The organism is Streptomyces sp. NPDC021562 (assembly GCF_040640875.1).
In the GTDB taxonomy this organism is placed as follows: Bacteria; Actinomycetota; Actinomycetes; order Streptomycetales; family Streptomycetaceae; genus Streptomyces.
Map to the genome: position 1 here is coordinate 331,221 of NZ_JBFACN010000003.1, position 19,061 is coordinate 350,281.

A 19,061-nucleotide genomic window follows, 5' to 3' on the forward strand; every position below is an offset into this window, starting at 1 on the left:
GGCGGCCGTGGTCATAAGCGCCCCGAAGGGGCGCGGGGAACTGCGCGAGCAACCCCCACCGGCCCGCGCACAGCGATCCCCCTGTTCCACCCCATGGACAGGCATCCCCCCACCCGCCCGGAACCGGAGATCATCGACGCATGCCCCTCGTCCACATCCCCGGTTCCAAGTCCGTCACCGCCCGCGCCCTCTTCCTCGCGGCCGCCGCCGACGGAGTCACCACCCTCGTCCGCCCGCTCCGCTCCGACGACACCGAGGGCTTCGCCGAGGGTCTGGCCCGCCTCGGCTACCGCATCGGCCGCACCCCGGACACCTGGCAGGTGGACGGCCGCCCGCAGGGTCCCGCGCTGCCCTCGGCCGACGTCTACTGCCGGGACGGCGCCACCACCGCCCGCTTCCTGCCCACCCTCGCCGCCGTCGGCCACGGCAGCTACCGCTTCGACGCGTCCGAGCAGATGCGCCGCCGCCCTCTCGCCCCGCTCACCCGCGCCCTGCGCGACCTGGGTGTCGACCTGCGTCACGAGGCGGCGGACGGCCACCACCCGCTCCGCATCGAGGCGGCCGGGGTCGAGGGCGGCGAGGTGACGCTCGACGCCGGGCAGTCCTCGCAGTACCTCACCGCCCTGCTCATGCTCGGCCCGCTGACCCGCAGGGGCCTGCGGATCCGGGTGACGGACCTGGTCTCCGCGCCGTACGTGGAGATCACGCTCGCGATGATGCGGTCGTTCGGGGTGGAGGTGGTGCGGGAGGGGGACACCTTCGTCGTGCCGGCGGGCGGCTACCGGGCCACCACCTACGCGATCGAGCCCGACGCCTCCACCGCGAGCTACTTCTTCGCCGCGGCGGCCGTGACGGGCCGTGAGGTCACCGTCCCGGGCCTCGGACAGGGTGCACTCCAGGGCGACCTGGGCTTCGTGGACGTCCTGCGCAGGATGGGCGCGGAGGTGGAGGTCGCCGCGGACCGCACCACCGTGCGGGGCACCGGCGGACTCCGCGGCCTCACCGTCAACATGCGGGACATCTCCGACACCATGCCCACCCTCGCGGCCGTCGCCCCCTTCGCGGACGGGCCGGTCCGCATCGAGGACGTGGCCAACACGCGGGTCAAGGAGTGTGACCGGCTGGACGCCTGCGCGGAGAACCTGCGCCGGCTGGGCGTGGCCGTCGAGACGGGCGACGACTGGATCGAGATCCGCCCCGGTACCCCCGCCCCCGCCGAGATCAAGACCTACGGCGACCACCGCGTCGTCATGTCCTTCGCGGTGACCGCCCTGCGCACCCCGGGCATCACCTTCGACGACCCGGCGTGCGTGAAGAAGACCTTCCCGGACTTCCACGAGGCGTTCGGGGACCTGGCGGCGGGCTGGGGGATCCCCCTCGACACCGCCTGAGAGCCCGCCTCCGCGCCGACGGGCTGTGCGGGCCTGCGACCCCGTCGCCCGGGTGCCCGGGCCCGACCGACGTGCCGACGGCCCGGCTGTCGTGCCGGTGGGGCGTGCGACGCGTCGGTGGGCGGGCTGTCGCGCCGGTGGGGCGTCTGTCGCGTCGGGGTCCGGCCGTCGTGCTGGTGGGGCGTCCGTCGCGAGCGGTGGGCGGGCTGTCGCGCCCGTGGGTCGTCCGTCGCGTCGGGGTCCGGCCGTCGTGCTGGTGGGGCGCCTGTCGCATCGGTGGGCGGGCTGGCTGTCAGCCGGTGAGGCGTGCGACGCGGCGGCGGCCCGGCTGTCGTGCCGGTGGGGCGGTTGGCGTCGCGGTGTCGTGCTCACGCGGATTCGTTGAGCAGTCGGGCCAGGTGTTCGCGGCCCGCCTGCAGCAGGCCGGGCAGCGGGGCCGCCGACTCGTACCAGCGCTTCTCGTACTCCCAGCACAGCCAGCCGTCCCAGCCGTGCCGGGAGAGGACCTCCACGCAGTCGGAGAGGGGCAGGATCCCGGCGCCGAGCGGCAGCGGGGTGGTGTCCTCGGCCGAGGCGATGTCCTTGACCTGGACGTAGCCGAGGTGGGGGGCGAGGGCGGCGTAGGTCTCGGCGGGCTGTTCGCCGCCGAGCCAGGTGTGCATCACGTCCCAGAGCGCCCCGGCCATGCGGTGGCCGACCGGCCCGAGGACACGGATGGCGTCGGCGCCGGTGCGGTGCGAGTCGTGGGTCTCCAGCAGGACGCGCACGCCGAGCGCCGAGGCGTCCTCGGCGACCGTGCCGAGCCGCCGGGCGGCGATCGCGTCGGACTCGGCGACCGGCAGGTCGGGGTCCGCGCCGGGGAAGACACGGACGAAGGGGGCGCCCAAATCGTGGGCCAGCTGGAGGAGTTGGCGTACCTCGTCGATGACCGGAGCGTCCTCGCCGGGCGCGGCGACACGCGCGTACCCGGCGACGCCCAGGACTTCCACCCCGCACGACTTGAACTCGGCGGCGATGTCGGAGCGTTGGGCGGGCCCGAGACCGGGGTGCACCGGTTCCTCCGGATGGGCGCGCAGCTCCACACCGTGGTAGCCGTGCGCGGTGGCGAGCGCCAGTACGTCCGTGACCGGCAGACCGGGGACCCCGAGGGTCGAGAAGGCGAACTTCATGTCCACCAACCTAGTCTCACCGGCCCGTTCCGTGCAGATCGAGCCGCCAGTCCTGCCCGACCAGGTCCTGCCCGAAGGAGCGGTGCGGTTTCTCGGCGCTGAGGACGAAGCCGTGCCGCTGGTAGAGGCGGCGGGCCGAGGACAGGATGTCGTTGGTCCACAGCACCAGGTCCCGGTAGCCGACCCCGCGCGCGAAGTCGACCACGGCGCCCACCAGCCGGTCCCCGATGCCGAACCCGCGGGCCTCCGGCTCGACCAGCAGCAGCCGCAGCCGCGCGGTGCCGGGGGCGTCGTCCCGTACGCACATCACGCAGCCCACCGGCCGCCCCGCCCACTCGGCGATCCAGGTCCGCTCCAGGTGCGGGTCGTGGTCCTCGGCGTAGTCGGCGACGATCCGGGCGACGAGCCCCTCGTAGTCGGCGTTGAAGCCGTACTCGGCTGCGTACAGCGCGGCGTTGCGTTGCACGATCCAGCCCAGGTCACCGGGGTGCGGCTCACGCAGCACGGCCTCGTCGGCGGCGTCCGGGGCGGGCCCGTCGCCGAGGATCGTACGGATGGTGCGCATGGCCTCGGCGAGACGGGACCGCTCGCCGGGGCCGACGGCGCCGAGGAGCGAGGCGACCGACTCCCGGGCCCGTTCGTCCAGCAGTCCGGCGGCGGACCGGCCGGCCGGGGTGAGGGACACCCGTCGCCGTCGGGGGTCCTTGCGCGAGGGGGCGCGTTCGATCAGTCCGGCCTCCTCGAACCTGTTGAGGATCCGGCTCAAGTACCCGGCGTCGAGAGCGAGATCGGCGCGCAGGTCGGCGGCGTCGGTGTCCGTGGAGTGCGCGAGCTCGTAGAGCACTCGGGCCTCGGTCAGGGTGTACGGGGCGTAGAGGCGGCGGCCGTAGTCGAGGGCGCCGATGAGGTTGGTGTAGAAGCGGTTGAAGGCGCGGACGTCCTGGACGGTCATGCTGGCCTCCGATGTTTGACTGAGTCAGAGATGCCGTCCCCCGAGGCTATCCCGTCACCTCGTCAGCTCGGAAGGCGCAGGCCCGAACGCGGGCCGCTCGCGCTTCACTTGTTCTTCTCGCTCGGGGCCGTTCCTGCTTTTGACTTCGCAGCGTCAGCGCCGTAAGTTTGTAGACGAACGTCACTTATGTCCGTTTCAACTTTAGGTGACGTGGTCCGCCGGAGGACCCGTGCGGTGCGGAAGAGCCGGCATCGAGGGCGGCGGACGCGCTCAGGGCTGCGCGCAGGCTCTGGAGCGCACGCAGGGCGGCCCCCTGGAGCGGTCGCCGACACATCCACACCCTCGGAGAGGGGCGAAACATGCGCGCGCACACCACACGGATGAAGAGGGTCGCCATCGCAGCGTTCTCGGCACCCATCCTGGCGCTCGGCGCCGGAGCCGGGATCGCCGGCGCGACCACCATCTCCGCACCGGCCCACGTCGACACCTACCTGGCAGACCACGGCGGAGGCGGCGGCGGAGACCACGGCGGCGGCGGAGACCACGGCGGTGGCGGCGACCATGGCGGTGGCGGAGACCACGGCGGTGGCGGAGACCACGGCGACTACGGCGGAGACCACGGCGACCATGGTGACCACGGCGACCACGGCGGCTACGGCTATGGCGACGACGAGGACTACGGCTGGGGCGGCGACCACGGCGGTGGCTGGGGCGACGAAGGCGGCTGGGACTGACCCACGTCGTAGCTCCTGACGCTCCTACGAACAGAGGACGGATCCGGGTGCCCGCCTGCGGGCACCCGGACCCGTGCCCCACATCCCCTACGGGCCAAGCGGGCTCCGTGCTCCGGCAGCAGCGCGAGATCCGCGCGCACGGCGACCGCCATGACGGGCACGGCCCACTTGAACGGCTCCGGCTACGGCGGCTCCGGCCACGGCATGGGCCGAACCATCCTCTTCGACACCCTGACCCGGCCCGCCCGCTCCCCGGACGTCGTCCCGAGGCCGACGCCGTTCGGGACCCTGGGGCACCGGCATGAGGAAGCCTCGGGCACCGTCTGCCCGGCTACGTCACGTCTCTCTTGGGGCGCTTCGGGGCAGACAGCAGACCGGTCGCCCGCACAGACCGGTCGGCCCGCACGTGCGTCGCCCCTCCGCCGGGGACGTCTCGGCGCCCCGCACGTCCGTCCCCCCGCCGAGGGCGCCCCCGGACGTCACCTCTTCGTCGACGGTGAACGGGTGGGCGGGTGGGAAAGCACCCCCCGGACCCTCACCCCCGCGGCACCCCCGAAGACCCCCGCACCATCAACTCCCCCCGCACGGTCGCGATCCCCCCCGGCGGAGGCTCCTCCCGCCCCATGGCGATCCGCCCCGCCCGCGCCCCCGCCTCCGCCAACGGCAACCGCACCGTCGTCAGCGCGGGCACCGCGTCGATGCTGAACGGCAGGTCGTCGAACCCCGCGACCGACACGTCCGCCGGGATCCGCATCCCAGACTCCCGCAGCGCCGCGCACGCCCCGAGCGCGACGGAGTCGTTCGCGGCCACCACCGCCGTGAGCGAAGGGTCCCGCCGCAGCAGCTCCAGCGTCGCCTCGTACCCCGCCCGCCGGTCGTACGGCCCGTGCACGGTCCAGCGCGGGTCCTCCTCGATCCCGGCCGCGGCCAGCGCCGCCCGGTGGCCCTCCAGCCGGTGCCGGGTGGTCGTCCGCTCCTCGGGGCCGGCGATGTACCCGAGCCGCCGGTGCCCGAGCCCGATGAGGTGCTCGGTCAGCTGCTTGCCGCCCCCGCGGTTGTCGAAGGTCAGCGCCACCGCGTCGGTGTCCGGGGCCGGCGGCCGTCCGCACAGCACCACCCGGGTCCCGGCGTCCGCCAGCTTCCGCAGCTTCGCCGCCACCGCCGCCGCGTGCGGCGCGTCCTCCACGGCCCCGCCGGTCAGGATCACGGCCGCCGCCCGCTGCCGCTGGAGCAGGGTCAGGTAGGTCAGCTCCCGCTCGGGCGACCCCCCTGTGTTGCACACCACAGCCAGCCGCTCGCCGCCCGCGCGCCCGCCGGGCCCGCCGATCTCCGACTGGATCGCGCCCGCCATGATCCCGAAGAACGGGTCGGCGATGTCGTTGACGAGGATGCCGACGAGGTCGGAGGTGGCCGCCGCCAGCGCGCTCGCCGGGCCGTTGAGGACGTAGTCCAGCTCGTCCACCGCCCGCAGCACCCGCTCCCGAGTGGTCGCCGCCACCGGGTAGTTGCCGTTCAGTACGCGCGACACCGTCGCGGGCGAGACCTGGGCGCGGGCTGCCACGTCCGCCAGTGTCACCGTCATGTCGTCGTCCTCCGGTCGCGCATCTCGTTGTACGTCGTCGTACAGGGACTGATCAACAGCCAGCTCAAAGGAAGCCCCCTTGCCGTGCAGACCATAAGGCCAATCACCCCGGTTGTTCGCCCCCTCGAACAACTCGACCCCGTCACGGTCTTGTACAGACCAGTGGGGAAAGGCTAGCTTCAGACCGTATAGAAAGCGCTTGCTGCGCCGCTGGGGCGCACGCGGACGAAGGGAAACACGTGACACGCAAGACGGTGCGTATCGCCATGAACGGCGTGACCGGGCGCATGGGCTACCGCCAGCACCTCGTCCGCTCGATCCTCGCGCTGCGCGAACAGGGCGGCCTCGACCTCGGCGACGGCACCGTGCTGTGGCCGGAACCGGTCCTCGTCGGCCGCCGGGAGCACGCGCTCCGCGAGATCGCCGACCGGCACGGCCTGTCCTCCGAGCACGTCTCCACCGACCTGGACGCGGTCCTCGCCGACCCCACCATCGACATCTACTTCGACGCCCAGGTCACCTCCGCCCGTGAGGAGGCCCTGAAGCAGGCCATCGCCGCCGGGAAGCACATCTACACCGAGAAGCCGACCGCGACCGGCCTGGAGGGCGCCCTGGAGCTGGCCCGGCTCGCCGAGGCGAAGGGCATCAAGCACGGCGTCGTCCAGGACAAGCTCTTCCTGCCCGGCCTGCTCAAGCTGAAGCGGCTCATCGACGGCGGCTTCTTCGGCCGGATCCTGTCGGTCCGCGGCGAGTTCGGCTACTGGGTCTTCGAGGGCGACTGGCAGACCGCCCAGCGGCCGTCCTGGAACTACCGTGCGGAGGACGGCGGCGGCATCGTCGTCGACATGTTCCCGCACTGGGAGTACGTGCTGCACGAGCTGTTCGGCCGGGTGAAGTCCGTCCAGGCCCTCACCGCCACCCACATCCCGCAGCGCTGGGACGAGGGCGGCAAGCCCTACGACGCCACCGCCGACGACGCCGCCTACGGCATCTTCGAACTCGACGGCGGCGCCATCGCCCAGATCAACTCCTCCTGGGCGGTCCGCGTCAACCGCGACGAACTCGTCGAGTTCCAGGTGGACGGCACCGAAGGCTCAGCGGTCGCCGGCCTGCGCAACTGCCGTGTCCAGCACCGCAGCGCGACCCCCATGCCGGTCTGGAACCCGGACATCCCGGCCACCTACGCCTTCCGCGAGCAGTGGCAGGAGATCCCGGACAACACCGAGTTCGACAACGGCTTCAAGGCGCAGTGGGAGCTGTTCCTCAAGCACGTCTACGCCGACGCGCCCTACCACTGGGACCTGCTGGCCGGCGCCCGCGGCGTCCAGCTCGCCGAACTGGGCCTGCGGTCCTCGGCGCAGGGCCGCCGCATCGACGTACCGGAGATCTCGCTGTGACCATCCGACTGCCCCTGCCCGACGGCTCGCTGCGGACGTACGAACCCCGCACCGAGCCCCTCGCCGTCACCCCCGGCGCCCCCTTCACCTCCCGTACGGTCTTCTCGGCGGCGCACGTCGTCGCCGACCCGTTCGCGGACACCAGCCCCGACGCGCCCGCCGCCGTCGACTGGGACGCCACCCTCGCCTTCCGCCGCCACCTGTGGTCGCACGGCCTGGGCGTCGCCGAGGCGATGGACACCGCCCAGCGCGGCATGGGCCTGGACTGGGCGGGCGCGGCCGAGCTGATCCGGCGCAGCGGCGCCGAGGCGAAGGCCGTCGGCGGCCGGATCGCCTGCGGCGTCGGCACCGACCAGCTCACCGGCCCGGCGACCCTGGCCGAGGTCCGGGCCGCCTACGAGGAGCAGCTCGCCCTCGTCGAGGAGACCGGCGCCCAGGCCATCCTGATGGCCTCCCGGGCACTGGCCGCGGCCGCCTCCGGACCCGAGGACTACCTCGACGTCTACGGCCACCTGCTCCGCCAGGCCTCCGAGCCGGTCGTCCTGCACTGGCTCGGCCCCATGTTCGACCCGGCCCTGGAGGGCTACTGGGGCTCGTCCGACCTGGACGCGGCCACCGGCACCTTCCTGGAGGTCATCGCCGCCCACCCAGACAAGGTCGACGGCATCAAGGTGTCGCTCCTGGAGGCCCGGCGGGAGATCGACATCCGCCGCCGCCTGCCCGGCGGGGTCCGCTGCTACACCGGCGACGACTTCAACTACCCCGAGTTGATCGCGGGTGACGAACAGGGCTTCAGCCACGCCCTGCTCGGCATCTTCGACCCGCTGGGCCCGCTGGCGGCGGAGGCGGTCCGCGTCCTGGACACCGGGGACACGGCGGGCTTCCGCGGCCTGCTGGACCCCACTGTGGAACTCTCCCGCCACCTCTTCCAGACCCCCACCCGCTTCTACAAGACGGGCGTGGTCTTCCTGGCCTGGCTGGCCGGCCACCAGTCCCACTTCACCATGGTCGGCGGCCTCCAGTCGGCCCGTTCCCTGCCGCACTTCACCCGCGCCTACGAACTCGCCGACGGGCTGGGCCTGTTCCCGGACCCCAAGCTGGCCGAGGACCGCATGAAGACCCTCCTCGCCCTGTACGGGGTGAACCAGTGACCGGCGACCTGTCCCGCTTCTCGATCAACCAGATGACCGTCAAGCAGCTGTCACTGCCCGAACTGGTCGACGCCTGCCTGGAACTGGGCGTCCCCGGCGTGGGCCTGTGGCGCGCACCGGTGCAGTCGTACGGCGTCGACGCGACCGCCAAACTGGTCCGCGAGGCGGGCCTGACGGTGACCACCCTGTGCCGGGGCGGCTTCCTCACGGCGATCGACCCGGACGACCGCGCGGCGGCCCTGGCCGACAACCGCCGCGCCGTCGAGGAGGCCGCGACCCTCGGCACCGAGGTGCTGGTGCTGGTCTCCGGCGGTCTCCCGGCGGGCTCCAAGGACCTGCACGGCGCCCGCGAACGCATCGCCGACGCCCTGTCCGTCCTCGGCCCCTACGCCGAGGAGCACGGCGTCCGGCTGGCCGTCGAACCCCTGCACCCGATGTACGCCGCCGACCGCTGCGTGGTCTCCACCCTCACCCAGGCCCTGGACCTCGCGGAGCGCTTCCCCGCCCACCAGGTCGGCGTCACCGTCGACACGTACCACATCTGGTGGGACGACCAGGCCCCCGCCCAGATCGCCCGCGCCGGCGCGGGCGGCCGTATCCACACCTTCCAACTCGCCGACTGGACCACCCCGTTGCCGGAAGGCGTCCTCAACGGCCGGGGCCAGATCGGCGACGGCGCGATCGACATGCGCGAGTGGAAGGGCTACGTGGAGGCGGCCGGCTACACCGGCCCCATCGAGGTCGAACTCTTCAACGAAGGCTTGTGGGCCCGAGACGGCCGCGAGGTCCTCAGGGAGACGGCGGAGAGGTTCTTGACACACGCGGCGTAGTTCAGCGAGGCGGCCGAAGAAGCGGACCCGTTCTCCGGCCGCCGCCGCACGGCGACGTATACGTGCCGTATACTCGACGCATGTCCGACGTCATGATCCGTGTGCCCGCCGAAGTCCGTGACCAGCTGGCCGCCGTGGCCGAGGCGCGGGGGACCAGCCTCCGTGCCCTCATGCAGGACATAGCCGCTCAGACGCTGACCGCCGAGCAGATCAGGGAGCGGGCCGACCGCACGCGCGCGCTGCTCGCCGAGCGCTTCGGGCACTACGTCTCGGACGAGGAGTCCGCCGAGATGCGGCGCAAGATGCGGGAGGCCGCCGCCGCTCACCGTGCCGCCTCGGCCGAACCGGAGCCGAACCCTTGAGCTGGACCGAGCACTACGTCCTCGACACCCCCACCCTCCTGGCGATGGGAGGCGACAAGCAGGTCTCCGGCCTGATCCATGCCGCCGCCGCCAGTGACGACCTGCGTCTGTGGGTGCCTGTCCTGTGTCTTCTGGAAGCCGAGCGCCGACGCGCCGGCATCGTCGACCACGTGGGTGTGCTGGTAGACGTCCTCCACATCGTCGAGGACGACTACTCCATGGCGGTCACCGTCGCCGAACTGCTCCGCGCGGGCGTCGATATCGGTGTCTCCGCCGCCCTGCACACCGCGCGGCCGAACCGGACGCTCCCCACGGGCGGCCTGATCGCCTCCGTGGCACCCGAGCCCTACGAAGGACTCGGCATCGGGGTCATGGACCTGAACCGCTGAGGGCCGCCCGACCGTAGGATCGATTCTCATGTACGTCAGCCGGATCATCGTGAAGGACATCAAGTCCTTCTACGGCCCCCGCGAGATCGACCTCACCCTGACCCGCCCCGACGGCAGCCACGCCGGATGGACGGTGCTCGCCGGGCGCAACGGCTCGGGCAAGACGACGTTGCTGCGGGCCGTGGCGCTGGCGCTCACCGGACCGGCGGTGGCCCGGAGTCTGGTGCCCCAGTTCGAGAACTGGGTGACGGAAGAGCGTACGGCCGGTCAGGTCGAGGTCGAGATCAGCCGTGACACCCAGCACGACCGGTTCTCGCAGGGCCGCCCGCCGGCCCACGCCTTCCGGGCCGGGCTTCGTTGGAAAACGCCCCGCGACGGTATGGCGGGCAGAGTTCCGGTCCGCCGGGGCGTCCAGTCCGGGCTCGACGAGATCAGGTACACCAAGGCGCAGACCAGTATCGCCCGCCGTGGTCCCTGGGCCGACAATCCCGCGGGCTGGTTCTCCGCGGCCTACGGGCCGTTCCGGCGGATGGCCGGCGGCTCGGGCGAGGTGCAACGGCTGATGCTGGCGTCCGGACCCGTGGCCAGGCACACGAGTCTCTTCCACGAGGACGCCTCCCTTGCCGAAGGCGTCGCCTGGCTGATCGAACAGCATCTGCGAGCGCTGGAAGGCAGAGGGGGTGCCCGGGGACTGAAGACGTTCGCGCTGGCGCTGCTCGGGGACGGACTGCTGCCGGACGGGTACCGGATCGATGACGTCGACTCCGAGGGGCTGTGGGTCGAGCGGCACGACAGCCGCTTCCCCCTGCGGGAGATGAGTGACGGGTTCCGCACGGTGGCGGCGCTCGTCGTCGACATCCTCAAGCAGTTGCACGACGTGTTCGGCGACGACCTGTGGGCTCCCGGTCCATGGAAAGCCGGAGGCGGGCCGATCGCGCTGATGACACCCGGCGTCGTCATCATCGACGAGATCGACGCCCATCTGCACGTCTCCTGGCAGCGCCGCATCGGCCCCTGGCTGACCGCCCACTTCCCGCGCATCCAGTTCATCGTCACCACGCACAGCCCCTACATCTGCCAGGCCGCCGACCCTGGCGGCCTGATCCGGCTGCCGGGCGTGGACGAGGCTCGCCCGCCCGAGGTCGTCGACCAGGACCTGTACGACCGGGTGGTGTACGGCAGCGGCGACGACGCCGTCCTCTCCGACCTCTTCGGTCTCGACACGCCCTACTCCGAGCGGGCCGAACAGGCGAGGGCCGAGTTCGTGGAGTTGGAGGCGGAGATCTACGACGGAGCCTCGTCACGGGAGTCTCTCGACCGCTACCGGGAGCTGAAGCAGCGGCTCACCAGCTCGCCGTCGGCCAGAGTGGACGAGGTGAGCGCGCACCTCCGCCGGATCGGGGAGGAGATCACCAGGGGCCCGATGGACGGAGAGGAGTGATCCGGCTTCGGCGTGCGGTCCTGTCGGCGGGTACGGCGGAACTGCTCAAGGACTACACCGACGACATCCGGCAGCAGACCACGGAGAAGGAACGCAAGGACAGGGCGAAGAATCTCTGGGCGAACCGCCGGCAGGTCCGCCCCGCACTCCTCAGGGGACTCGCGGAGATGGCTCCCGGCCACGAGCGCTGCATGTACTGCGGTGACAGTCAGGGTACGGACATCGACCACTTCGAGCCGAAGAGCCTCGCGCCGCTGCGTACCTTCGACTGGCTCAACCACCTGCTGGCCTGCTCGTTCTGCAACAGCAACCAGAAGCGCAACCGCTTCCCCACCGCGGTCGACGGCAGCCCCCTGCTCGTCGACCCGACGACCGACGACCCCCTGGACCACCTGCGGCTGGTGCTCCCGCTCGGCGAGTACCGCGGCCTGACCGAGCGGGGACGGGCCTGTATCGAGGTGTTCGGCCTCAACGAAAGATCGGTCCTGGTCAAGGGACGCAGGGACGCCTACGCGACGGCCAGGCACTCCGTCGAACTGTGGCGCATAGCCGTGGACAAGGGGCAACGTGACAAGGCGGCGGAGATCGTCCGCGTCGCCTGGGACCGTCCCCTCGTCGACGTACTGGTCACCATGTTCCACCAGTCAGGCCATCCGGCGGCCGACGCTCTGTTCGTCGGGGAGGAGGAGACCCTCGACCTCCTCCGCGACCCCGAACTGCGGACCGCGTTCCAGCATTCCAGGGGCGTCAGCTACTGATATGCCCGTCCCGCACGGCCCCGACGAACGCGGCCCAGCCGTCGCAGGAGAAGACCAACGCCGGGCCGGTGGGTCCCGCCTTGCTGTCACGGACGGGGACGACGGCGTGGCCGCGGGCGACTTCCAGGCAGTCGTCGTTGGTGCCTCCGCTGTAGCTGGACTTGTACCACCCGGTGAACGTGGACGAATCGGAGACGGTGTGTTCAATGCTCGCCATGTGCGTGATCCTCCGCTGCCGCTCTGACGGCGACAAGTGACTGCTGCTGCGACATCGCATCGCTCAGGGCCAGAGCGTAGGCCGTCTGGCTGGCTCTCACCAGCGCCGGATCATCCATCAAGTTGCCGGTGAGGAAGCCCTCGACGTAAGCCACGGGGGCGGAATCCTCGAAACCCATGAGTGTGAGGTAGCTCTGCAGGAGGGCATGTGCGCCCAAACCGTACGGAAGCACATGGAGCCGCAGGCGACCTGCCTCTGCCATGTCCGCGATCTTGTGCAGCTGTACGGCCATCACATGGGAGCCACCGACGCGGCGCCGTAGCACCGACTCGTCGAGCAGCGTCCAGATGACCGGCTGCTCGGGGGCGTCGAGGATGCGGCGGCGTTTTGTTCGGTTGACGAGGAACTCGTCAAGTTCCTCAGCCGTATAGGTCGGCCGGTACGCGCGGAAGAGGGCGCTCGCGTAGTCCTCGGTCTGGAACACGCCGGGAACCAGGGACAGCGCGAACTGCTGGATGAGCGTGGCCTGTTGCTCCAGCTCGGCCACGGCGGCGAAGTAGTCGTTGTACTTCGAGTCCAGATCCTCCAGCCACCGCGCGAAGAACCCGTCCGTCTTGAGGGCCCGGTCGATCCGGCGCGCGTCGTCGGACTTCGGCAGCCGCCTTCCCGCCTCGAAGTGGCTGATCAACGTGGGGGAGCACACGACCAGTTCGCCCAGCCCCTCCTGGGGGAGACCGGCCGCGACGCGCCGCAGTCTCAGCTCCTCCCCGTACTTCTCCCGTTGCGTCCGCGGCTTCTGGCGCTCGCTCATGCGGCCAACTCCCGTCCTGACAAGGGCTCTGTCAAGTCCCCGCCTCTGGAAGCGTAGCCATCCTCGACCCCACTCTGTGAGGGAATCGCCACACAGCGAAGTCACCGCAGATGAGAAGGCAGGTCGGCATGACATATCTCCTGGCCCGGCTGGTCGAGCCGTTGCTCCGGCTCGTCCTGCCCGCCCGCGGACGCCGGCGCAGGAGGCGGCCGGTCGTACCGCTCCCGTACATGTGCCCTTACTCGTGCCCGTACGTCGGCCGCCCGACGACGTACCGCAGGGGCGAAGCCCCCTTGCGTGGCGAGGACAGCCCGCTCGTCCGCCCCTATCTCGACCACGTGGAGACCTACGTATGAACGGGCGCCTGCTTCCCTGGACCGGTGCGGACGGCAAGCCGTACTACCTCCTCGGCGATGGCGAGGGCCATGTCTCCCGGCTCGCGGATCAGATCGAGAGCCTGCACCTGGGCATGGCGGACGGCCTGCTCGAGCACGCCGCCGCCCTCCTCGCGGAGCACCATGTGGCCCGTGACGAACTGCGCTACCTCGCCACGCGGTTGACCGAGTCCTTGCGGGACGTCAAACGCGTCGCCGAGAGCAGGGGCGCACGGCTGCCGTGCGATCCCCTGGGCTGAGCCACCTCCACCGGGCCGCGACTACGATTTCACCGCGTTCACCCAGGGAGCCAGGGCCTTTCGGTACGCCAGGAGGGACGGATCCAGCCACAGCATCTTCGACTTGGGCTCTCCCTGGAAGAACGACACCTGGGCCATGCACGTGTACTGGGTTTCCCCCAGCACCTTCGTGGTGCCGAGCTTGCGGCCGGTCCTCGGCTCGTACACCGTGATCTTGTAGTGGCCCTGCCTGTGGTAGCGGACGTAGCCGCCCAAGTAACTGCAGGTCGTCACTGGTTTGCCCGTCTCCTCGTTGGCGACGCAGGCGATGAGCTGTGTCTTCGCCGGATCGGGGTGGTACGTGTCGTAGGCCGGCGCGGTCGGCGTCTCGCCCGGGGACGGGACCGGGCTCGCGTTGACGGACAGCGGCGCCGGGTCCGCGGTGGCGAGGAGCACGGGATGCGGCCCCTTGCCCCGGTACGCAGGCTGGCCTGTCAGAAACGTGGCGGGGCCGTGCGGGAAGCATTACCCCCAGAGGTCGGAGGCGTCCGTCGCGACGGGGTGTACGGCGACCGTGGGGGTGGCAGGAGCAGTGGAGGTCGCGGTGGAGGCGGAGAACGGCTCCGCCTTCGTGCCGCCACCGCCACCGCCACCGCCGCACGCCGACGCCAGAAACGCGATGCCCACGACCAAGACCGAAACCGCGCCGGGTGTCCTTGTCACTGCCGTCGCCCCCTGCGTCGCGCGCGGATTCCGTCGGCCGCGCCACTGCCTCGACAATCTCCCCGACTCAAGTCCCCGTGATCAACGGCACGTTGAGCTCGTGATCGTGCTGACCGCATGCGGGAGGCCCCAGACGGTGGAACGATCGCTGACCGGTGGAAGCGCCACCAGGTAGACGGTGGAGTCGGTCCGCGTTGAAGAAGCCCCCCTGGCAGCCGTACTGGTGGCGGCTGCTGTTCCGCGCGGACGGCTCGTCGGGGTGGCAGGTGATGGGTCCCGAGCCGGTCCATCAGGTCCCGCACGGTGCGCTGAAGAACGCGTCCCTCGAGGCGTGGGCCCACGCCTTGCTGGAGGCAGCACCTGGCGAACTGGACGACCTATATGGCGATCTGCGTCTTGAGTGCTACGAGGAGCCCGCCCCCGAAGAAGGCATACCGCCGGTGTATTCACGCCAAATACGGCTGCCGCGTGACGACTGACTCGGCCGGGTTGACCCTCGATGCGACATGCGCAGCATCGGAGAGATGGCCCGCCACAGCGGTCTGGGTGTAAGGGCCCTGTGGTTCTACGACCACGCAGGTGTGCTGGTCCCGGCGCCGCAGATCGGTGTGCACGGCAAGCGCGAACCAAGGTCAGTGGTCGATGGGTTGATTCAAGCCATGATATGCCCCTGACAATTTCGATAGCCCAAAAGTGTTGACTCGTTACAGTGCGTCGACTTAGATCTTCACTTCGTAAAGATCTTATAAAAGTAGGGTGGGGGCTATGGGGTGGGGTGGGGGGCGCCGCCATGCCGGTGCGCATGGAGGGCACAGTAGTTCCGCCGAACACGACAGGCGGGGCGTGAGACGAGTTCTCTCAGGTGTGGTGGCAACGGCAGTATTGGCAGGGCTCCCAGTGGCGGTCGTCTCGGCGCCGGCGGCTCACGCGGATGGGATGTCGGAGGCGCAGGCCGCCTCGGCGCAGGCAGCGGAGTCCGGCGAGCAGGTCGAGGTGGTGGGCCAGCGCACCGAGTACTCGACCACCTATGCGAATCCTGACGGCTTGACGTTCAAGCTGGTGCAGTCGGCGGTTCCCGTGCGGGCCAGGCTCGCTGACGGTTCGTGGGCGGCACCGGACGCGACGCTGGAACGGCGAGCGGATGGTTCGATCGGACCGAAGGCCGCGGTGTTGGGTATCTCGCTGTCCGACGGTGGCGATGGCGACGCTCTAGTGAAGCTGTCCAAGGGCGGGGCGTCCATGTCGTTGGGCTGGCCGGGGAATCTTCCGCAGCCGACGCTGGATGGTGCGTCCGCGCTGTACGCGGACGTACTGCCGGGCGTGGACCTGCGGATGACGGCTACCGTCGAGGGCATTCGACAGGTGCTGGTGGTCAAGAACTCGAAGGCCGCCACCAACCCGGAGTTGAAAAAGCTCGACTTCTCCATGCGGGCCGATGGGCTCACCGTGCGGGACGGAGGCGGTGGCCTTTCGGCAGTGGACGCCGACGGCAACACGGTCTTCCGCGCCCCGGCCGCACAGATGTGGGACTCCGCGGGCGATGCGACCGCCTCGTCGGGGACCGCCTCAACGGCGACCGCATCGCGGGCTTCGTTCAGCTCGACGGCAGTGAGCGATGCATCCCTGGTAGCTCAGGAGACGCCGGCCGAGGACGGCTCCGGTGAGACATCGGCGGACCCCGCGGCAGGTCCGAGCGACGGCGACACTTCTGTGGTGCTGCCCGTGTCGACCGACACGGACTCGGTCACAGTGGAGCCGGACGCGGACCTGCTGACCGGCGCGGGCACGGTCTACCCGCTGTACATCGACCCGGATGTGTCGTGGGGCGAGTCCGAGCGCACATTGCTGTCGTCCGACGGGGACAAGTTCTACAACTTCTCCGGTGGCGACGATGGTAAGGGCGTCGGCTACTGCGGTACCTACGTGACCGGCGGCTACGCCTACTACTGCGGTTCGGGTTACAAGAACCGGATGTACTTCGAGTTCTCGCCGAGCCAGCTGGCGGGCAAGCAGGTGCTGGATGCCACCTTCAAGGTCACCGAGCGGTTCTCGATGTCCTGTGAGCCATCCTGGGTGGACCTGGTCCGCACCGGTAACATCTCGTCGTCCACGACGTGGCCGGGCCCGACGAAGAACTGGGATCTGATGGTCGACCGGTACGTCTCGGCAGGCCGGGGCTCCGCGTGCGATCCGAGCCAGCCGGACAAGGCGATCGAGTTCAACGACAACCCCACCGAGAGCAACGAGAACCTCACCTCGACGGTGAAGAAGTTCGCCGCCGGTGACATCTCCCGTCTCACCTTGATGCTGAAGGCTCACGACGAGTCCGACCCCAATGGCTGGAAGCGGTTCGACGACGACGCGGTGCTGGTCGTGAATTTCGTCGGTATCCCGGCCAAGCCCACTTCGATCGGCCTGGTCACGGGGGATGGCACCCAGTGCGAGACGAAGCAGAGTGACCCACTGATCGTCTCGGACCCGACTCCGCAGCTGACGGCAACCGTGCAGACTGCCAAGGGCGGAGAGGACGACGCCCTGCTACGCGCGGCCTTCGACCTTGACAAGTACACGGCCAGCAGCGACTCCTGGTCCCAGGCTGTCGATGAGATGGAACGACCCACGAGCGGTCACGCCTCGGACAACGACAAGCTCTACGCGACCACACCGACGCTGACCGACGGCACCCTGTACCGATACCGCTCCTGGACGCGCTCGTACTACAACAACTACGCCAGCCACCTCTCCTCAGCATCCAACGCCTCCACCAACAGTTGGTGCTACTTCAAAGTCGACTCGACCCGTCCGAAGGCTCCCGGTATCGCGGTGGCCAGCCCCTACTCCCGGTGCACGACCAACGCCTGCGTACCGGGCGGTGGTCCTGGCACCAAAGCGACCTTTATCTTCACCCCCCACTCCGGGGACACCAACACCGCCTACCAGTACAAGCTCTCCACCGAGACCTCCTGGTCCTCCGCGATCGCCGGCTCGACGGTGACCACTAACCTCACCCCGACCACATCAGGTACCTACACCATCTTCGTGCGCGCCAAGGACACGATCGGCTGGGGTGCCCAGAACGCGATCGATTTCGTGGTTGCCGAGGGTCCGGGCCCGGTCGGGCAGTGGCATTTCGATGAGCCCAGCGGTGCCGCGATCGACACCTCGACGACGGTGACGGCCAACCAGGACAACGCCACGCTCTCTGCTTCGGGCATCTCCCGTGACGGACGCGGCCGGCGCGGCGTCATCACCAAGGACGTCAGTGGCAATGATCTCGCCACCCCGGTGACCGACACCGGGCTGACTCTCGACGGCTCCGCCGGCTACGCGGCCACCTCTGGGGCAGTGCTGGAGACACGGGCTTCTTACACGGTGTCGGCCTGGGCCCGTATAGCCTCGGCCCCGGCACACAACTACGCCGTTGTATCGCAGGTGAGCGCAGATGCCACCGCGTCGGGGTTCTCGCTCTACTACTCCACCTCCTACAAGGGCTGGATCTTCAACTGGCACTGGCGTGACTCGGCCGGAACCTCGCACATCGTCCGGTCGTACGCCAACCAGACGTCTATTCCGTTCGGGGTGTGGACCCATCTGGCCGGCGTCTACGACTCGGACGCCAACACCATCCAGCTGTATGTCAACGGCAAGCCCCAGGGTTCCCCCGTCGTGCTGGACACCGGGCAGCCCACGGCTGCCAACGGAAGTTTCATGATCGGCAGGACCCTCTACACAGCTGGATCTCCCACCGATTACTTCGGTGGCCAGATCGACGAGGTCCGGGCCTGGCAGGTGAAACTCGGCGATGACCTGCTTTCCCAGGACGCACGGCTGCTGAATTCCACCGGCTATGTGGGAGCCGAACTGGTGGCCTCCTGGAATCCGGCCGACGCCGCCGACACCACCCTCGCGGACACCGACTCCGGTTACGGTCGCTCGCTCACCCTGTCGGGCGGCGCGTCCCTCGACGGTGAGGGGATCGTGCTCGACGGAACGGACGACGCAGCCACGGCCTCCGGGCCGTTGGTGGACGAGACCGGTTCGTTCACCGTGACCACTGCCGTACAGCTGGACAGCGACGCGCTCCTGGCCAAGAGCCCGGGCTACACGGCTCAGGTGATCGGACAGCGCAGCGCCGACGGTTCCGCCTGGGGCTTCTGGTACGAGCTGAAGAACATCAAGGACGATCCGGAGACGGAGACGACAGTGCCCGTCGGCCTGTGGCACTTCGGGCGCCTCAACGCGGACGGCACTTTCACCGGCGTCACTTCCAACGACGCGGCCACGCTGGGCAGTCCGGTGCGTATGACCGGAGTGTACGACGCTCAGTCCGGCACGATCAGTCTCTATCTCGGGCTCAACCAGAACGGTGACGACACCGTCTACACGGCCGTCGTCGGATCCGGTGACTTCGCGGTCGGCAAGGGTTTCGTGGGCTCCTCCTGGGGCCACTACCTCCCCGGATCCATCACCGACATCCGTGTCTGGGCCGGTGCCATGGCCAGCCAGGACCAGATCGCCAACACCATCGGGGACTGATCCCG

General features: G+C 70.0%; 20 protein-coding genes. 13 read left to right on the top strand and 7 right to left on the bottom strand.

Annotation, left to right across the window (positions count from 1 at the left end; all coding sequences use genetic code 11):
• The first annotated feature begins 140 nt into the window (after positions 1–140).
• A complete protein-coding gene (gene aroA / locus AB0G52_RS06190; protein WP_132886966.1) occupies positions 141–1,391 on the top strand; it encodes a 3-phosphoshikimate 1-carboxyvinyltransferase in 1,251 nt (416 codons plus the stop codon).
• 368 nt (positions 1,392–1,759) lie between these two features.
• Here aroA and AB0G52_RS06195 read toward each other — a convergent pair whose 3' ends face one another.
• Both AB0G52_RS06195 and AB0G52_RS06200 read right to left on the bottom strand, forming a co-directional pair.
• On the bottom strand, positions 1,760–2,560 hold the full coding sequence (locus AB0G52_RS06195; RefSeq protein WP_132886965.1) for a sugar phosphate isomerase/epimerase family protein: 801 nt from the start codon (positions 2,558–2,560) through the stop codon (positions 1,760–1,762).
• Positions 2,561–2,576: 16 nt separating this feature from the next.
• On the bottom strand, positions 2,577–3,512 hold the full coding sequence (locus AB0G52_RS06200) for a helix-turn-helix domain-containing GNAT family N-acetyltransferase (protein ID WP_132886964.1): 936 nt from the start codon (positions 3,510–3,512) through the stop codon (positions 2,577–2,579).
• A 359-nt stretch (positions 3,513–3,871) separates the two neighbouring features.
• On the opposite strand from AB0G52_RS06200, the gene AB0G52_RS06205 reads away from it, so the two are divergent.
• The gene (locus AB0G52_RS06205; protein WP_361334187.1) at positions 3,872–4,246 is read left to right on the top strand and encodes a hypothetical protein; all 375 of its coding nucleotides are present in this window, start codon (positions 3,872–3,874) and stop codon (positions 4,244–4,246) included.
• Between the two features lie 535 nt (positions 4,247–4,781).
• Here the strand turns inward: AB0G52_RS06205 and AB0G52_RS06210 are convergent.
• The gene (locus AB0G52_RS06210) at positions 4,782–5,828 is read right to left on the bottom strand and encodes a LacI family DNA-binding transcriptional regulator (protein WP_361334190.1); all 1,047 of its coding nucleotides are present in this window, start codon (positions 5,826–5,828) and stop codon (positions 4,782–4,784) included.
• Between the two features lie 239 nt (positions 5,829–6,067).
• Here AB0G52_RS06210 and AB0G52_RS06215 point away from each other — a divergent pair, with 239 nt between their 5' ends.
• The 7 genes from AB0G52_RS06215 (at position 6,068) to AB0G52_RS06245 (ending at position 12,156) form a co-directional block, all read left to right on the top strand.
• A complete protein-coding gene (locus AB0G52_RS06215; protein WP_132886961.1) occupies positions 6,068–7,225 on the top strand; it encodes a Gfo/Idh/MocA family oxidoreductase in 1,158 nt (385 codons plus the stop codon).
• Complete coding sequence (locus AB0G52_RS06220; protein ID WP_361334193.1) at positions 7,222–8,376, top strand: dihydrodipicolinate synthase family protein; 1,155 nt, start codon at positions 7,222–7,224, stop codon at positions 8,374–8,376. Before AB0G52_RS06215 ends, AB0G52_RS06220 begins: the two co-directional genes overlap by 4 nt.
• 32 nt (positions 8,377–8,408) lie before the next feature.
• Complete coding sequence (locus AB0G52_RS06225; RefSeq protein ID WP_132887075.1) at positions 8,409–9,206, top strand: sugar phosphate isomerase/epimerase family protein; 798 nt, start codon at positions 8,409–8,411, stop codon at positions 9,204–9,206.
• An 80-nt stretch (positions 9,207–9,286) separates the two neighbouring features.
• Positions 9,287–9,568, top strand: coding sequence for an Arc family DNA-binding protein (locus AB0G52_RS06230; protein WP_132886959.1), 282 nt, complete (start codon positions 9,287–9,289; stop codon positions 9,566–9,568).
• A complete protein-coding gene (locus AB0G52_RS06235; RefSeq protein ID WP_132886958.1) occupies positions 9,565–9,957 on the top strand; it encodes a hypothetical protein in 393 nt (130 codons plus the stop codon). Before AB0G52_RS06230 ends, AB0G52_RS06235 begins: the two co-directional genes overlap by 4 nt.
• Positions 9,958–9,985: 28 nt before the next feature.
• Positions 9,986–11,398 (top strand): AAA family ATPase, encoded by a 1,413-nt coding sequence (locus tag AB0G52_RS06240; RefSeq protein WP_361334196.1) that lies wholly within the window; start codon positions 9,986–9,988, stop codon positions 11,396–11,398.
• On the top strand, positions 11,395–12,156 hold the full coding sequence (locus tag AB0G52_RS06245; RefSeq protein ID WP_361334199.1) for an HNH endonuclease: 762 nt from the start codon (positions 11,395–11,397) through the stop codon (positions 12,154–12,156). The genes AB0G52_RS06240 and AB0G52_RS06245 overlap by 4 nt, the downstream gene beginning before the upstream one ends.
• Here the strand turns inward: AB0G52_RS06245 and AB0G52_RS06250 are convergent.
• Together AB0G52_RS06250 and AB0G52_RS06255 are read right to left on the bottom strand one after the other, a co-directional pair.
• Positions 12,146–12,373 (bottom strand): DUF397 domain-containing protein, encoded by a 228-nt coding sequence (locus AB0G52_RS06250; protein WP_132886956.1) that lies wholly within the window; start codon positions 12,371–12,373, stop codon positions 12,146–12,148. The two genes, AB0G52_RS06245 and AB0G52_RS06250, sit on opposite strands and share 11 nt — an antisense overlap.
• Positions 12,360–13,184 (bottom strand): Scr1 family TA system antitoxin-like transcriptional regulator, encoded by an 825-nt coding sequence (locus tag AB0G52_RS06255; RefSeq protein ID WP_132886955.1) that lies wholly within the window; start codon positions 13,182–13,184, stop codon positions 12,360–12,362. The genes AB0G52_RS06250 and AB0G52_RS06255 overlap by 14 nt, the downstream gene beginning before the upstream one ends.
• A 128-nt stretch (positions 13,185–13,312) precedes the next feature.
• Here AB0G52_RS06255 and AB0G52_RS06260 point away from each other — a divergent pair, with 128 nt between their 5' ends.
• Together AB0G52_RS06260 and AB0G52_RS06265 are read left to right on the top strand one after the other, a co-directional pair.
• The gene (locus AB0G52_RS06260) at positions 13,313–13,540 is read left to right on the top strand and encodes a hypothetical protein (protein WP_132886954.1); all 228 of its coding nucleotides are present in this window, start codon (positions 13,313–13,315) and stop codon (positions 13,538–13,540) included.
• On the top strand, positions 13,537–13,818 hold the full coding sequence (locus tag AB0G52_RS06265; RefSeq protein WP_132886953.1) for a hypothetical protein: 282 nt from the start codon (positions 13,537–13,539) through the stop codon (positions 13,816–13,818). The genes AB0G52_RS06260 and AB0G52_RS06265 overlap by 4 nt, the downstream gene beginning before the upstream one ends.
• A 21-nt stretch (positions 13,819–13,839) precedes the next feature.
• On the opposite strand, the gene AB0G52_RS06270 is transcribed toward AB0G52_RS06265, so the two are convergent.
• A complete protein-coding gene (locus AB0G52_RS06270; protein WP_132886952.1) occupies positions 13,840–14,253 on the bottom strand; it encodes a hypothetical protein in 414 nt (137 codons plus the stop codon).
• 69 nt (positions 14,254–14,322) lie between these two features.
• Positions 14,323–14,484, bottom strand: coding sequence for a hypothetical protein (locus AB0G52_RS06275; RefSeq protein ID WP_165939244.1), 162 nt, complete (start codon positions 14,482–14,484; stop codon positions 14,323–14,325).
• A gap of 230 nt (positions 14,485–14,714) precedes the next feature.
• Here AB0G52_RS06275 and AB0G52_RS06280 point away from each other — a divergent pair, with 230 nt between their 5' ends.
• Positions 14,715–14,999, top strand: coding sequence for a hypothetical protein (locus AB0G52_RS06280; RefSeq protein WP_361334204.1), 285 nt, complete (start codon positions 14,715–14,717; stop codon positions 14,997–14,999).
• A 418-nt stretch (positions 15,000–15,417) separates the two neighbouring features.
• A complete protein-coding gene (locus tag AB0G52_RS06285; protein ID WP_361334207.1) occupies positions 15,418–19,056 on the top strand; it encodes a LamG domain-containing protein in 3,639 nt (1,212 codons plus the stop codon).
• Positions 19,057–19,061: the final 5 nt, after the last annotated feature.